Here is a 15833-nt window from a genome sequence, read left to right on the forward strand (position 1 = left end):
TTGGGAGGGGATGGGAGGGTGTGTCGTCGCAGCCGTAAACAATGTGACAGAAGTGACCGTAGAACTACCGATGATTGAATCTCTGTCCGAAATATTGCTGCACAAAACCATCCATGACTTCAGTGGAGCGAAGTGGGGACTGTCTCGGGAACGAGAGTGAAGTGTGACAGACGCTGTTCGTCAAACATTTGGAAGTGAGGAACGCGCCAGAGCAGAATAGTCGTTGCGGGCACACCGAAGACCGTGGCTCGTTAAGATAGATCCAGCAGCATTGTCCGACACCATCCATCGGCACTGAACCTATTGGAAAGCTACACCTTGGAAATAATGAACCTTCGGAAGCGCCGCTCCGCGCCTCGACTCCGCCCCAGAGCACGCATCTTCGTGATGGTTACTTTCGTCGCTGCCTTTATACTCACGGCCTGTGGCTCCGACGTGAATACGCAGCTCAGGCTGCAAGAGGACTATTCAGGTCAACGTCAGTTCGTGATGACTATGGCTGATGATGACGTGCAAAGCCTCAACGGAGGTGTTGACGGCGCAGCGCAAGCACTAGAGACCCATACACCGGATGAACTAACTTTCGAGGGCATCGAATCAGAAGAGGAGGGGTATAGCGCTACGTTCACAATGAACTTCGATGACGTGGACGACTACAAACATAAAATTAACGCATTGCTTGACGTCTCCGATATACCTGAAGCGGACCGGGAGATGGACGTGAAAATCGATGAACAGCAGTTAGTTACATCGATAGTCTTTGAAGAGAAGTTCTATAATGACGATCTCATGGGCTGGGCTGCAGACGCGCTGGTCGAAGAACAAGTTGTTCCGGAAAACACCACGGTGTTGACCTCTGGAGGCACCGCATCCGTTTTATATGACGGCGAAGAGGTCGAGACCTCCACATCTCTCCCCCGCATCAACTTCAGCCTGAACGATGATCGACGCTTCAACGAGGTAGCTATGGATCTCGAAATCCTCGAATCGGGAGATTTTCAGATCGCTATGTCCTACTTCGTCTCACCCGAAGACACAGCGATACAAAACACATTCGTCAGTGAACGCGTGCAGAGCCTCAATGACCAAGATGGAGTTGGTGGTGCCGTTGAGGACTCCGGTCCCACAGAAAACCACGATTCAGGCAATGCAGAAGTACGAAAAATTTCGGCGCAGTTTGAATCTCCTGAGGCAGTCGAAGAAGGCCTGCGAATATTGTTGGCAAATGAGCAAGCCACTTTTAGCGCCACCGACACGGTTGGTGATGCGTCACCCGATGCGATCACTGAATACACGGGCTCACATTGGACTTGTGAAGCCATCTGTAATCCGACGAATATTCAACAGTTGAACGGCGATACCGTATATCCCGATCACTGGCAGCTGGTAGACCAGCGTCGTGGAGATGGCGATTTTCACCTGGAGCTCAACCGAGGTATCCCCTTAGACTCCCTATCCTCCACTACTCGCTTACACTTCGATGGAGGAATGGAACAGACTTTTGAATTTGTTCTCGCCGATGAAACGACGGAAGACCACGAAGACGCTGTGGCCAAACGGTTCGAACCAGCTCAAGGAACCGGCTCGTTCCGCACTTCCAGCCAAGACGGCAAAACCGTCTACACCACAACGTTTCAGGCACAAGACGCTCAAGCCCTCGCCAGCCAATTGAACGACTATCTCGAAGAAAAAGGCGTTACCGACACCATTAGCCTGCAGCACGATCCACTCAACGGCATTTGGCCTGAATATAATCTTGACGTCGATTTGTCAGCTATCTGGGAACTCGCAACGGGTGGTGTCGAAGAGACCACAACGTTCCAAGTAATTCTGCCGGCCCTCCATTCCGGAGGGACTAATACAACAGAGGCCGCTGACGGCACCCTTGCAATCGAAGACTCCACCGGCAAGTTCAGTGTGACGGCAAGCGGCCCAACGACGACGACAGTCTGGGCAACCCTGGCACTCATTGCGTTCCTTGCGGTAGCACTAGTCGCAGCACTGGTCTGGCGGAAACGGACTGCAAATTACAGCACGAATTCACAGCCTCGGAACAGCACGGAAAGCACACCGTATAACGTACAAGGGCCTAAAGATGATTTGACCGAAACTCAAATCTTTCGGTCACCGCTAGCACCAAGGACGCTGAGCGACACCACCTCGGAAACCAGCTCAACCAACCCGCTCGCAGAGCCGGAGCGTACCCGCATATACGATCAGACGCGGCCCTTCCCTGATGTGCCGATCCCGTCAGCTGCTGAGTACCGCGAATCCGAAAATCATCATGACACTACTGAGCATGCAGTCGATACTGACGAGACAGTCAGCAATGACTCCAATTTTGAAGAAGACTCAACTGGTGAAGACGAGCAGAAGTAAACTCTGAATTATTCGACATTTGAAGAGCAGAAAACCCGCAGCATATGCTGCGGGTTTTCTGTGGAAGGACAGGCGCCAGTGGTACGGCGAGCATCATTGCTGGCGACGCCGTTCGTCCCAGCGAGATTCAAGCCCTTCTATGAAACCTTGATTTGAAGTTGATGAATTATTTCCGGAGCCACCACGTCCGCCGGATTTGCTTGGCGGCTTAGTCGTCCGTTTGGATGCCAGATAAATACCACCACCCATGACGATGAATCCAACAATACCCAGCCAAATAGCGTCTATAGTTACACCTGTAAGGAGAACCACGATGCCGGCTGTAGCAATCAGCACACCTAATACAATATTCCGAGTTGAGAAACGGCGCGCTGAATCTTTTTTACCCATCTGCATCTGTGATGCAAACTTAGGATCGTCGGAAATCAGCTGAGATTCGATCTCAGCGAATGCCTCTTTCTCTCTATCTGATAAACCCACTGTTGCCTCCACATGATCTGCCGAAAATCCCTGAGAATCATCGGTTGAGTTTGTCTCTATTCTAGAGTTTTTGCCTGACGATTTGCTGAGATTGTCACACCGTGACGTGTGAGACTCGCCAACTATCCATCTGACATGCGCTGTTGTCTTTCGTGTCGTAGTAATGTGGCGGGTTTTATTGCTGCACTAGGAAATTTCTTAGCTACATCATCCAAAATTTGGTCAGTCGAATACCAGTCTTGACTTGCGTCTCGTTGTTGAAGAGTTTCGTCCACATCGAAAAGTGACTCTTGCACCTCTTGCTGCGCCACTGGTTCAGCTACGCGATCAGCGCGTAAACCTAGAAGACGCACTGGGTGCCACCGTTGATGCATTAAGGCATCAAGCAACGGCACAGCCTGTTGAAAGAACACGGCGCCCGATGTGGCTGGGCTTTGCAGTGACATTGATTTGGTCCGCGTTGAAAACTCATTATCTTTGACTTTGACGCTCAGCCCCCACGCTACGAGGCCGTCATGTCGCATTCGGCGTGAGCATTCATATGACAGCTCCAGCAGGTACTTTTCCAGCTGCTGGCTATCGACGATATCTCGTTCGAAGGTGTGCTCAACCGAAACCGATTTTGCAGCCTGGCGTGGTTCAACAATTCTTGCATCTTCGCCACGAGCAAGTGCCACTAACTGAGGACCAATTGCCCCTAACCAAAGTCTCATCCGCTGTGGATCTTGTCTCGCCATCTCCCCAACTGTGTGGATGTCAGCATTCATGAGTCTTTGATGCAGTTTCGGCCCAACGCCCCAGATCACGTTCACTGGCAGTGGCGCGAGGTACTGTTGGGTCTGTTCAATCGGCACAACACCCAAGCCGTCGGGTTTCGAATGGTCCGAAGCAATTTTAGCCACGGATTTATTCGCGGCCACTCCAACTGTAGAAGGTAGTCCGGTCGTCTCTCGAACTCGACGTTTAATGAGTGCTGCGATTTGAACCGGAGTGCCCAGCCTGCGGCGAGCCCCGCTGACGTCGATAAACGCTTCATCGATAGAAAGCTGCTCGACATTAGGCGTGATGTCATGCAGAACGTCCATGATCCTCTTCGAGGCTTGTGAATACTTGTCACGGCTGGGTTCGATAATCGCTAACCGCGGGTAGAGAGCAAGTGCATGGGACATTGGCATTGCTGATCGGATCCCGTATTTGCGGGCTTCGTATGACGGAGACGTCACAACCGAACGCCCTGATTTCCCACCCACTACGGCAGGTAAGCCCCTGAGCTCTGGCTGGTCCAGTAGTTCAACCGACAAAAAGAAAGCGTCCATATCGATATGTAGGATGGTCGAGTCCCAGGAACTATCGGCCCACTCGGGGCGGGGAATTGAGCTTCGACCCGTAGAGATCATGTATCAATTCTACGCGGTTCGCGCAGTAAGGTTGAAGGGTAAGGATTTAAGCCGTTCGCTTCAGCAGGCAGGAGACGCAAAACAGTGACGATTACCGATGCGGTGTGGTTCCGAAACACATTACATAACCGAATGCAGGAGATGTTGCTTGAATATCAGCAACGGGCCGGCAACATAGCTGAATCAGCTGAACCACTCGTGACATCGATCGTTGAGCTCGTACAGGGAGGTAAACGCCTACGAGCCCTGCTCGCGTGGTGGGGTTGGCAGGGTGCTGGTGGAGATGCCGATGACCCTCGCATTATCGATGCTGGGGTCGCGCTGGAACTTTTCCAAGCTGCCGCTCTGATCCACGACGATATTTTGGACCGATCTGACACCCGTAGGGGCCAGGCATCAGTGCACAAAAGGTTCCAGAACCTTCATGACGATAATCGCTGGGTTCAAGATGGCAAGCATTTTGGCATTTCGGCCGGCATCCTCGCTGGCGATCTGGCGTTAGGTCTTAGCGAAGAGATCTTCTCCACAACCGCTGATGCCACAGCGTTTGCCGCCCCGGCCCGTGATGCGTTCCACGCCATGCGTTTCGAAGTCATGACTGGTCAATATCTCGACATCTTGGCTGAAGCACACATCCCGGATGATCCTGAAGTGGCACTGGAACGTGCCAGAACAGTCTTGCAATATAAATCTGCCCATTATTCGGCCGTCTGGCCGTTCGAACTGGGAGGTGTGCTGGCCGGTGCTGACGAAACCACACTGTCGACATACCGTGATTTTTCTCTCCCCCTAGGCATGGCTTTCCAACTGGGAGATGACTTACTCGGAGTATTTGGGGATCCGGAGCTTACCGGTAAACCCTCCGGTGATGACCTCGTCGAAGGCAAGCGCACGGAACTCGTAGCTCACGCGCTCAACAGTCTCGATAGAGAAGACGCTCAAATGCTCAACAACTTTTTGATGCATCCTGCACAAAGTCCCCACAGCGTCCAAGAGCTCCAGGAATTACTGGAGCGATCCGGGGCACGGGCTACGGTTGAAGCTGAAATCGAGCGACTCGGTCTCGAAACTCGCGAGGCATTGGACCGTCTCGCCATCGCAGACGATGTGAAGGTCGGTCTTGGCGACCTTGTATCTGGCCTGATCGCCAGACAGCACTAGGGTTTGCTACCAACCCAATGCTTGAGCGCGGCGCCTAATCTCAGTTTTGCGTCCAGCCCGCAGCGCGTCGATGGGCCGTCCTGGCAGGGATTCATCTTCAGTAAAGAGCCACCGTACAATTTCTTCCTCATCGAAGCCTGCGTCCTCGAGCACGATAATCGTGCCACGTAGCGGCTTCAACAAGCCCGACTCCGTCAGGAATTCAGCAGGCACATACCGAATCCTGTCATCACCGAGCCGTATATCTAATAGTTGCTTGTCCTTAATCATCTTGTGAACACGGGTCACAATTACATCAAGGCGCTCAGCAACATCTGGAAGCGTTAGCCAGGTTCCAACAAGGGTTTCTAGATCGCGTGTTTGATTCACGCCTCTACCGTATCGCAGATATTCAAGATTTCGCGATTGCATCGACATGAAAAGCGCATCTTCAAGCTGATCTGGGAATAAACTTGAATCTTCTATTAACATTTGCACCATTAGTCATGTATATTCTCGTATGTAACATTTTCATCACGTACACCTCGACGCTACTTTTGTCACACGCTGCACAAAGGAACTTCCCCTGGCTCAGGTGCCTGACGCAAGAGGATACGTTTAATGATTGACCGTACATCCGGTGCTTCCCGGTTCTATAAAACAGCGGTTGCCACATCGGCTCTGCCGCTACTAGCGATGGGCTCTGCCGCCGCAGCCGCACCTGCAGTGGCTGATGCACCTGGTACGGCATTGAGTCCGAAACCAGCAACAGCCGCCAATGTCTCTGCCGCTCAAAGCGCGCTACAGGACACTCTCCTGTCCTCCGAGCAGCTAGCAGCTCAATTGCCCGCTCGTTTCACACAGACAAACTTCCAGGCTGCAAAAACAGCACCTTCCACCTATAAGGTGAAAGCAGGCGACACCCTGGGCCACGTTGCGTACGCTAACGGAGTTTCCCTCTCGAAACTGCTGAAATGGAACGGACTGAAAGCCTCCTCGACCATTTACCCGGGAGACGTCCTGAAACTTGGGGCATCTGCATCTGCCACGACAACCGCGTCGACTAGTTCGAATTCATCGTCAAACTCCTACACCGTCAAGACTGGCGACACCCTTTCTGGCATCGCCGCGAAACAGGGCGTGGGCCTCTCCACCCTGCTCAGCGCTAACGGCCTATCAACGTCGTCGGTCATCTACCCGGGCCAAAGCCTAAAACTCTCCGGCAGCTCAGCTTCCTCCACGGTTTCTACAGCGTCGAGCACATCGGGCGGCTCATACAAAGTGAAATCGGGAGACACACTCTCAGGCATTGCGGCCAGCCAGAAGGTCGGCCTATCAACACTGTTGAAAGCCAACGGCCTATCTGCCTCGTCGGTCATCTATCCCGGCCAACAACTCAAGCTTTCCGGTAGTACTTCGTCGTCGGCTTCTACAGACTCCTCGACGGCTTCTTCGACCAACTCTTCCAGTAGCTACACGGTAAAAGATGGTGACACACTTTCTGGAATAGCCGCTCGAAACAATGTGAGCCTTTCGACAGTGTTGAAAGCCAACAATCTTTCCCTGTCCTCGCTGATTTTCCCGGGGCAGACCATCAAACTCTCGGGATCAAGCAACTCGTCCAGCTCATCGGTTTCGACTGCAAGCTCCAGCGGATCGAGCTCCGGAGGCACATATAAAGTGAAATCTGGCGATACTCTGTCCGGCATTGCTGCCAAGGAGGGGGTAAGTGTTTCTACCCTTCGCAGTGCCAACAGCTTGAGCGGTGACAACATTTATGCCGGTCAGTCGCTGAAGCTCTCAGGGTCTTCGGCTTCGTCAGGTGAATCAAGCGGAAGTACTTCGGCCAGCACCTCGAGCGCATCCAGCTACAAGGTCAAGTCAGGCGATACCTTATCAGGCGTTGCTTCCCGGAATGGCCTGAGTTTGCAGCAGTTGCTGAACGCCAATGGGATGGAGTCCACGGACATCATCCGCGCCGGCCAAACATTGAAGCTCGGCGGCTCGGGTTCCAGCTCTACCAGCACCGCGTCATCTGGCAACGATGAGCAACTGGTAGGAGATACATTCCTCGACAGAACGTACCCAGAGGACGTCGTCGCAAACGCGAACGACAATAAACGTGCGCTACTTGATTCGCAGATGCCATCCCGCAGCCAAATTCGAGAAATGGTCCGCTCGACAGCAAGCTCGATGGGCGTTGATCCTTCGCTAGCGCTCGCGCATGCACAGATCGAATCGGGCTTCGATGCCACTGCGGTGTCGCCGGCTAACGCGATCGGTACTATGCAGGTAATCCCGAGTTCAGGCGAATGGGCATCACAGTTGGTTGGCCGGGACCTGAACATTATGGACCCACAAGACAATATCACCGCTGGTGTGGCGATTATCCGTCATCTCCAGAACAGTGACCCCGGTGACATCGGCATCGCCGGCTACTACCAGGGTGCAGGTGGCGTAGCCAAATACGGCATGTACGACGACACCAAGGACTACGTGAAGAAAATCAACGAGGCCAAGAGTCGTTACTAAATCACGTCCGCTTATATGGAAACGATGCCCGGTCAGCCTGGCTGACCGGGTATCGTATGTGACGTGAATACACCCGCAGGCCCCTCGCTCGTTGGCACCACCGTCGACAACCGTTACACCATTACACAACGGATCGCACACGGCGGCATGGCCACCGTCTATCGTGCCGTCGATACCAGGCTCGATCGCGAAGTCGCGCTAAAAGTTCTGCGCCCAAATATGGCCGAAGACCCAGCTGTGATCGAAAAATTCGAAGCAGAAGCTAAGAATACTGCCAAGATCAATCACCCGCACGTGATCAACGTCTACGACCAGGGCGTGGGCCCAGCTGGAGATGGCAACGTAGCCTTCCTCGCCATGGAGTTCATTGAAGGCCATACCTTGCGTGAAGTCATGCGTGCGGCAAAGGACATGACAGTTGAAGAAACATGGAACATCGCCCTCCCGATCATCCGGGGTGTAGCAGCGGCACACCGAATCGGTCTTATCCACCGCGACATTAAACCCGAAAATGTTCTTGTATCTCACGACGGCGACATTAAGGTGGCTGACTTCGGCTTGGCTCGCGCTGCCTCAAATCATACGGGGACTGGGATGGCCCTGATGGGCACCGTGTCCTACATGTCGCCCGAACTCGTGACCGGCGAACAGGCCGATGAACGATCAGACGTCTATGCACTCGGCATCCTAGTTTTCGAGATGCTGACGGGAAGCCGTCCTTATACAGGGGAATCTGCTGTAGCTATCGCCGTCCAACACACCAACTCCCGTGTCCCGGCCCCGTCCACGCTCGTCTCGGGTATAAGCGCTGCCGTTGACGACCTCGTCCTGCATATGACCGAGCCATCCCCAGAAGATCGTCCGGCAGACGCAACTGAGGTACTCATCCTGATCCAGCATTTGCTCGAAAACCCCGATACCGCTGAACAACTCGCGGGACACGTCCCGGCTGACGAAGCTGATACTCAGGCTTTTAACGACGTCGCGACGCAACCATTCGACCAGACAGCAACGCGCCCATATCAGCCGAGTCCCGAATCGGCTGAAGTCGACGGTTCAATGGACGTTACCGGTCCCCCACAACCAGCAGCACCTCCGCAACCAAATGTCTCGATCCTTCCGCCTTCGGTCACAGCAGAAACAGCACCGGCTGGCGATTTCAACCATTACCAGCGGGAGCCTGCACCGTCTCACCGTGCGGTGATGCCTCAGACCCGCGCCCTTGACAACCAGAAGCCGCATGAACCCGCGCAGAACTTTGCACCAATCGCTCCATCGCGAGCTGCAATCATGACATTACTGATCGTCATGGCAGCCGCTGCAACCGTTTTATTCGGCCACTGGGCCGGCACATGGATTATGAGCTGGCTGTTCGGCTAACCTGATAAAAGTTTCAGTGAAGGACCGCTCACTGAAGTGGCGATAAGCTCACAGAATTCTCCCCTTCCGGTTCGAAAATACACCGTCAAAGGGTACATGCCCACTATCCTCGGGAAGTTACACGTCCACAGTCGTCATGAAGCAGTGATTGCCGCCAGACGGTTCGGGCTCATCCCCTAGTGCATCGCCTTTGAACCAATAAACATTTTGACCCCCGCAGTTTGAAGTCGAATTCTGCGAGGGTCAAACAATTTACTTGGTTGTTGGCGACGAGGCCGTGCTGTCAGCGTTCGCTTGAGCAGATAATGCTTCAGCAACTAAGAAAGCCAGTTCTAACGACTGTTGATGATTCAGCCGAGGGTCAACCAAGGTCTCATAGCGCTCGTCAAACGCGGACTCGTCTACTTCTACGGATCCGCCCAGGCATTCGGCAACATCATCACCGGTCAGCTCGATGTGCAGTCCACCCGGATGAGTTCCGGTAGCTTGGGCGACTTCAAAGAAACCACGGACCTCGTTCATGATGTCTTCCAGGCGACGGGTCTTGTAACCATTGGCCGCAGTAATGGTATTGCCATGCATAGGATCGTTGATCCAAAGTGGCGTAGCTCCGGCGGCTTTGACACCCTCCATAATGGTTGGCAACTTTTCGCGAATGGTATCTGCGCCCATACGAATGATGAAGGTCAGGCGCCCTGGTTCGCGGTTGGGATCAAGCTTTTCCACGAGTTCCATAGCCTCATCGACCGTGGTCGTTGGCCCGAGCTTCACACCGATTGGGTTACGAATACGGGAAAGGTAGTCTACATGCGCGCCATCCACCTGGCGGGTTCGTTCGCCTATCCAAACAAAGTGTGACGACGTAATGTAAGGCAACCCGGTACGTGAGTCCACGCGAGTCAATGCCCGCTCATAATCCAGCAGCAAAGCTTCGTGAGCAGAAAAGAACTCCACTGTTCGCAGTGCATCAAAATCCGCTCCAGCAGCAGCCATGAAACGGACAGCACGATCAATTTCTGCTGCTAGCTCGTCAAAACGAGCGTACGCAGGGTTGGACATAAAACCCTTGTTCCACGAGTGGACGGTACGTAAATCAGCAAAACCGCCAGTAGTGAATGCCCGAATAAGATTCAACGTCGATGCAGAGGTGTGGTATGCCTGCATCATTCGACGTGGGTCGTGACGACGGGACTCTTCAGTGAAGTCGAACCCGTTGACGATCTCTCCACGGAACGATGGCAAGGTGACATCACCGCGAGTTTCCATATTCGAAGAACGTGGCTTGGCAAATTGCCCTGCCATACGCCCCATCTTGACCACAGGCACTGATGCCCCGTAGGTCAATACAACGGCCATTTGCAAAATTGTGCGGATTCGCGATGAAATTTTGTTTGCCGTTGCGCCGGCAAACGTTTCTGCACAGTCGCCACCCTGCAGTACAAACGCGTTGCCAGAAGCTGCCTGGGCAAGCCGTTCACGCAGGACATCAACTTCACCTGCAAATACCAAGGGCGGAACGTGGGACAGCTCGTTGAACGTGTCGTTAAAGATTTGTTCGTCATACCACTGCGGTGCTTGCTTTACGTCAAGATCCCGCCATTCATCCAGGCCTGGATAGTCAGCAGCGCCTTGGGAAAGGTTCGTCCCGAAGGGTTCAATCGCTTGAGTATTTTCCGCAGTGTCATACATCATGCAGCCCAGCATACGGGGCCTAATCCCGCAGTTGGTAGTTCATGACGCTATAAGCCAATACGATCTTTTTGTGAGCGCAATCGTTGGAAAACGGCATCTGGGATCCATCCTGTTTGCGCGGGTGATTATGCTGGAGGTAATGGGTATGCAGCAATCTTCAATTTACCTTGAGCCAGATCCGCTCGGGATACTTAATCATGATGGGATCCGATGGGCTGTTCTTTTGCTGCACGGATTCACTGCGGGACCAGACTCGGTGCTCCCCTGGGGCCAAGCTCTGTCCAAAGCCGGTGCAACTGTACGCATCCCACTACTCACCGGCCACGGCACCAATGTTGCTGACCTCGCACGAACAAAAGCCGGCCGGTGGCGTACCGACGTGCAACAAGAGCTCGATACTCTGCTCGCCGGCCCCTATGATGCAGTAGCCGTTGGTGGTTTATCCATGGGTGGTGCCCTTGCACTCGATGCAGCAGCACACCGTCCAGTCAATGCAACCTTTGTTGTGAATCCTGCACTTAGCTTCAAGGTTAGTGACCGCCTAGGAGTATTCCTCTCACCACTAGTGCATCGACTGGTACCAACAGTGGGACCATTGGCCGGCGACGTCAACAAGCCTGGTGTGTCAGAAAGCGCTTATGATCGGACTCCAGTGCCCGCAGTGCAGCAGTTGGCACAGTTATTTCGCACGACTCGCAGCAACTTATCGCGTATCGATTCTCCGGTCACACTATACGTCTCTCGAACAGACCATATTGTGCCGCGTTCGTCGGCACGCTTCCTCGAACGTCATCTTGATCCTGACCTGTTTGACAAGCTCGTGCTTGAGAACAGCTATCATGTCGCAACCTTGGACCATGATGCCGAGATGATCCATCACGATAGTGTCGCTAAACTCAGCGCTATGTCTGGAGGGCACCGTGAGCCGTGACGACATGAACCGCGACGCCGAATGGGAAGACCTGGTTCGACGCCTCGGAGGAAACCCGGAGCAAGCAAAAAGCGAGCCCATCTTCGAAGAAAACGGTAATGAGGATCGTCCGCACGCCGAAGAGCAAAGCCGTCCATTGAGTGCACCCGGCCCGCGTGACTACACGCTAACCGAGGACGATATTTCCGATTTCCAGCCGCCTGAACCGAAACCAGTTTCGGCTAGCAACCCTCGCACGGTGCTGTCGTGGCTGGGAGTTATTAGCGCCGCGGTTCTGTGGATTGTGGCGGGCATGGGAGGCTGGCAACTCCCGTGGTGGCTCAATATTGCTTCAACTCTGGGATTCCTGGCCGGAGCCATCAGCCTGTTCTTTCTGTTACCTAAAACCTGGGCACACCGAGATCGTTTTGACGACGATGACTACGGTGACGGCGCAAAGGTCTAAAGGTCTAAAACCTGACTACTCCGACAGGCCCGGCTCCATAACTCGTCAATCAAGATACCAGCCGGTAGAATGTGAGTCATATCTCATAACCACTTACGCCATAGAGGAGCCACATGCGAGAGATCACCGTCCCGTTGCTGGTTGAAGCACCCCCGCATTCAAATGCTACTGATCTCATTGAGGACCACTTTGCCGACGACCCGAACCTCCCGCTGTTTGCCCGCCAAACAGCTCCCGGTGAATGGACAGACATTTCAGTCCGCGATTTTCGCGAAGACGTCCAAACACTGGCTCGGGCCCTCGCTGCCATGGGTATCGAGCAAGGTCAATCCGTAGCCATTATGAGTCCAACACGATATGAGTGGACACTCCTTGACCTTGCGATCATGTACACGGGTGCAGTCACCGTTCCCATCTACGAAACGTCTTCCCCGTCACAGATCGCTTGGATTCTAGAAGACTCCAACGTACAGGCAGCCATTGTAGAAACCTCAGAACATCAGCGTGCGGTCCAAACCGCCATCCAGCGTGAAGGCCTCCCCGAACTTCGCGGCATCTGGATCATGGAAAACGGTCTCGACGACCTCCGCGCCCAGGCTGAACTTGGCCCCAATGCCCAAGATATGAACCAACGACGTTCCGCAGCCAATTTGGACGATGTAGCAACGATCGTGTACACCTCAGGAACCACCGGCCGGCCCAAGGGCTGCATGATTACTCACGGCAACCTGGTGAATCTATCGCTCAACGTATTGGCCTCGGAAATGGGTTCCGTGTTGCCACGCGGTAGCAAGACTATTATGTTCATCCCACTGGCACACATCTTCGCGCGATTTATCTCGTTTCAGGCTATAGCAGCCGGCGCCAAAGTGGGCCACACACCCGATGTGAAAGATCTGGTTCCAGATCTGAAATCATATCAACCCGACTTCATCCTGGCCGTCCCCCGGGTCTTTGAGAAAGTCTATAACTCGGCCATGCTCAGTGCTGAACAAGATGGCAAAGGGAAAATCTTCAGCACTGGCGCCGAAATCGCTGTCAAGTACTCCAAAGCCAAAGAAGCCGGTAAGATTCCAGTCGGCCTTCGAGCGAAGCACTGGGTCTTCGATAAGTTGCTCTATACAAAAATTCGGGCAGCTATGGGGGGTAATGTCAAAGACGCGATCTCCGGAGGCGGACCTCTGGGTGCATATCTCAGTCACTTCTTCCGAGGTGTCGGCGTCGACATTAAGGAAGGCTATGGTCTAACAGAAACCACCGCACCGGTGACGGTCAATCGACCTGGTGACCGCACTCGAGTGGGCACCGTTGGGCTACCGGTACCCGGCAACAGTATCCGCATCGCCGATGACGGGGAAATCTTGGCCCAAGGTATCTCTGTGTTCAAGGGCTATCACAACCTGCCGGATAAAACCGCTGAAGAAATGGTCGATGGCTGGTTCTACACCGGTGATGTAGGCCAACTAGACGACGACGGATTCTTATCCATTACCGGTCGGAAAAAGGAAATTCTCGTTACGGCTAGTGGGAAAAACGTTGCACCAGCACAATTGGAAGACCAGATCCGTGCTGATGGATTGGTCTCTCAAGTCATGGTCGTTGGTGACAATCAGAAATTCGTCGCCGCGATCATCACATTAGATGCCGAGACTGCCCCGTCCTGGCTCAAACAACGTCAACTTGATGAGTCCATGACAATGGCCGACATGTCACAACATCCAGCAGTTCGCGATTATGTTCAAAGTCTGATCGATCAAGCCAATGAATCCGTCTCTCGGGCAGAATCAATCCGTGAATTCAGGATCACTGACCAAGACTTCACCATCGAATCCGGCCAGATGACCCCATCGCTAAAGATCCGTCGCGAGACTATTATGCGCGACTATTCTGATCTCATCGACGATATTTACCAGCCAGCTGCATCGTAATACATACACGAAACGTTCCGGACCGTGGCCGAGACCAGTCCGGAACGTTTCGTGCATACCATAGGTATTTTAAAGCTGTCCGGATTCTGGGACGTCGAGTCCCAACAGGGCATTTTCTACAACTTCTGCCATGGCTGGATGGATCCAATACTGTCCCCGAGCCATTTGATGCGCCGTGATGCCGAACGACATGGCCATAATTATCGGCTGGAGCAAGTTCGTCGCTTCCGGTCCCATAATGTGGGCACCAAGCAACAGGCCGGTTGATTTATTGGCAATGAGCTTGACGAACCCATGTGAGTCTTCCATTGCCCAGCCGTATGCGGTGTCACCGTAGGCTTGGATTTTTACGGTAATTGCGTCCTGACCAAACTGAGCACGTGCGTCGTCTTCGGTAAGACCGGTACTGGCGATTTGTGGGCGAGTAAAGACCCCCGCCGGAATTGGGCCCAACGTATCTGGTTTCATGTTGGCAGGGTTTTCTAGGTTATGCGAGACGATGCGCTGTTCATGGTTGGCAACGTGTTTCAGCATCTCAGGATTTGCGATATCTCCGATAGCCCACACGTCTTTGAGCGGGTGGCCGTTTGATAGGACACGAAGATATTCATCCCGGGCGATCACATCACCGACCAAATCGATACCGGTGGCTTCCAGATTCAGTCGGTCTGTATTGGGGAATCGTCCCGTAGCCAGCAAGACGACATCCCCGGTGAAGGACTCCACCACATCGTCGTTATTCTGGCCAGTAGCACTGACATTGACTCGTAGCTGCTCACCTTCGTGTTCGATGGAATGCAGCGTCCGGTTCAGGGCAAGTTGCCACTGTTCCTGCGCGACACGAGTGAAGCGCTCCGAAACGGTCTTGTCATGGCTCGATAGCAATTGTCCGGAACGATTGACTTGGATAACTTCGGATCCTAAGCCTGCAAAAATTGCGGCGAATTCCGAGCCAATATATTTTCCGCCGACAATAATGATGCGCTTGGGCAGTTCTTCCAAGCGCATCACTGTGTCCGATGTGTGCACTCCAGAGAGATTTGTTCCAGGTACATCGGGCAGGCTCGGTCGAGAACCCGCAGCGATCACGATCTGGTCTGCTTCAAGAACTCGACCAGACGCGGTCGTCAATTGTTTCGGACCTGAGAAATGGACTTCTTCCGCAATCAGTGTTGTGTGGTCCAGTTCCACATCCCGGTAATGTTTTCCACCGTCGGAAATGGCATCGATTCGAGAGAAAATACGATCACGGATCGCTGGCCAGTCCGCAGATTGGAAGGCCATGTCCACGCCTAGTCGGGCACCTTCAGAAGGATAAGAAGCTAACTGCGACGGGTATGCGAACATTTTGGTTGGGATGCATCCAACGTTCAAACATGTTCCACCAAAGACTCCAGAGTCGATGATGGCAACTTTTTTGTCATCCCAATAGGGCGTAATAAGAGAATTACCGGACCCGGAACCAATGATGGCCAGATCGTATTTTTCGATGCTCATGCCAACAGTGTAATGGTTCCGAATCCGGTAAT

At 53.4% G+C, this 15833-nt stretch carries 12 protein-coding genes; 7 read left to right on the forward strand and 5 right to left on the reverse strand.

The genetic code is table 11. From position 1 onward, the window contains the following. The first annotated feature begins 327 nt into the window (after window positions 1–327). On the forward strand, window positions 328–2379 hold the full coding sequence (locus tag L0H14_RS03470) for a hypothetical protein (protein WP_301416890.1): 2052 nt from the start codon (window positions 328–330) through the stop codon (window positions 2377–2379). A 93-nt stretch (window positions 2380–2472) separates the two neighbouring features. On the opposite strand, the gene L0H14_RS03475 is transcribed toward L0H14_RS03470, so the two are convergent. Beyond that, on the reverse strand, window positions 2473–2859 hold the full coding sequence (locus tag L0H14_RS03475) for a DUF3040 domain-containing protein (protein ID WP_301416892.1): 387 nt from the start codon (window positions 2857–2859) through the stop codon (window positions 2473–2475). 122 nt (window positions 2860–2981) lie between these two features. Continuing rightward, window positions 2982–4256: a DNA polymerase IV gene (gene dinB / locus L0H14_RS03480; protein WP_301416894.1), complete on the reverse strand. Its 1275-nt coding sequence runs from the start codon at window positions 4254–4256 to the stop codon at window positions 2982–2984. Between the two features lie 84 nt (window positions 4257–4340). Between dinB and L0H14_RS03485 the strand changes: the two genes are divergently transcribed. Continuing rightward, on the forward strand, window positions 4341–5417 hold the full coding sequence (locus L0H14_RS03485) for a polyprenyl synthetase family protein (protein ID WP_301421398.1): 1077 nt from the start codon (window positions 4341–4343) through the stop codon (window positions 5415–5417). A 6-nt stretch (window positions 5418–5423) separates the two neighbouring features. Here the strand turns inward: L0H14_RS03485 and L0H14_RS03490 are convergent, their stop codons facing one another. Next, on the reverse strand, window positions 5424–5786 hold the full coding sequence (locus tag L0H14_RS03490; RefSeq protein WP_301421399.1) for an Rv2175c family DNA-binding protein: 363 nt from the start codon (window positions 5784–5786) through the stop codon (window positions 5424–5426). 231 nt (window positions 5787–6017) lie between these two features. Here L0H14_RS03490 and L0H14_RS03495 point away from each other — a divergent pair, with 231 nt between their 5' ends. After that, window positions 6018–7928, forward strand: a complete 1911-nt coding sequence (locus tag L0H14_RS03495; protein ID WP_301417561.1) for a lytic transglycosylase domain-containing protein — start codon at window positions 6018–6020, stop codon at window positions 7926–7928. A gap of 63 nt (window positions 7929–7991) precedes the next feature. Next, on the forward strand, window positions 7992–9308 hold the full coding sequence (locus L0H14_RS03500; RefSeq protein ID WP_301417563.1) for a protein kinase: 1317 nt from the start codon (window positions 7992–7994) through the stop codon (window positions 9306–9308). Between the two features lie 252 nt (window positions 9309–9560). On the opposite strand, the gene L0H14_RS03505 is transcribed toward L0H14_RS03500, so the two are convergent. Next, the gene (locus tag L0H14_RS03505) at window positions 9561–10997 is read right to left on the reverse strand and encodes a class II 3-deoxy-7-phosphoheptulonate synthase (protein ID WP_301417617.1); all 1437 of its coding nucleotides are present in this window, start codon (window positions 10995–10997) and stop codon (window positions 9561–9563) included. Window positions 10998–11145: 148 nt separating this feature from the next. Here L0H14_RS03505 and L0H14_RS03510 point away from each other — a divergent pair, with 148 nt between their 5' ends. The 3 genes from L0H14_RS03510 to L0H14_RS03520 all read left to right on the forward strand — a co-directional run bounded on the left by L0H14_RS03510 (window position 11146) and on the right by L0H14_RS03520 (window position 14304). Next, complete coding sequence (locus L0H14_RS03510; RefSeq protein ID WP_301421400.1) at window positions 11146–11931, forward strand: carboxylesterase; 786 nt, start codon at window positions 11146–11148, stop codon at window positions 11929–11931. Beyond that, on the forward strand, window positions 11921–12376 hold the full coding sequence (locus L0H14_RS03515; RefSeq protein WP_301417567.1) for a hypothetical protein: 456 nt from the start codon (window positions 11921–11923) through the stop codon (window positions 12374–12376). Before L0H14_RS03510 ends, L0H14_RS03515 begins: the two co-directional genes overlap by 11 nt. A gap of 113 nt (window positions 12377–12489) precedes the next feature. Then, window positions 12490–14304: a long-chain fatty acid--CoA ligase gene (locus L0H14_RS03520; protein ID WP_301417569.1), complete on the forward strand. Its 1815-nt coding sequence runs from the start codon at window positions 12490–12492 to the stop codon at window positions 14302–14304. Between the two features lie 69 nt (window positions 14305–14373). On the opposite strand, the gene L0H14_RS03525 is transcribed toward L0H14_RS03520, so the two are convergent. Continuing rightward, window positions 14374–15801 carry a mycothione reductase gene (locus tag L0H14_RS03525; RefSeq protein ID WP_301417571.1) on the reverse strand — a complete coding sequence of 476 codons (1428 nt, stop codon included), beginning with the start codon at window positions 15799–15801 and terminating at the stop codon, window positions 14374–14376. Between the last annotated feature and the right edge of the window lie 32 nt (window positions 15802–15833).

This window comes from Yaniella sp. (assembly GCF_030453185.1).
Lineage (GTDB): Bacteria > Actinomycetota > Actinomycetes > Actinomycetales > Micrococcaceae > Yaniella.

Coding starts and splice junctions, on each gene's coding strand:
- L0H14_RS03470 (WP_301416890.1), top strand. CDS start 328: ATGAACCTTCGGAAGCGCCGCTCCGCGCCTCGACTCCGCCCCAGAGCA.
- dinB (WP_301416894.1), bottom strand. CDS start 4,256: ATGATCTCTACGGGTCGAAGCTCAATTCCCCGCCCCGAGTGGGCCGAT.
- L0H14_RS03495 (WP_301417561.1), top strand. CDS start 6,018: ATGATTGACCGTACATCCGGTGCTTCCCGGTTCTATAAAACAGCGGTT.
- L0H14_RS03505 (WP_301417617.1), bottom strand. CDS start 10,997: ATGTATGACACTGCGGAAAATACTCAAGCGATTGAACCCTTCGGGACG.
- L0H14_RS03510 (WP_301421400.1), top strand. CDS start 11,146: ATGCAGCAATCTTCAATTTACCTTGAGCCAGATCCGCTCGGGATACTT.
- L0H14_RS03520 (WP_301417569.1), top strand. CDS start 12,490: ATGCGAGAGATCACCGTCCCGTTGCTGGTTGAAGCACCCCCGCATTCA.
- L0H14_RS03525 (WP_301417571.1), bottom strand. CDS start 15,801: ATGAGCATCGAAAAATACGATCTGGCCATCATTGGTTCCGGGTCCGGT.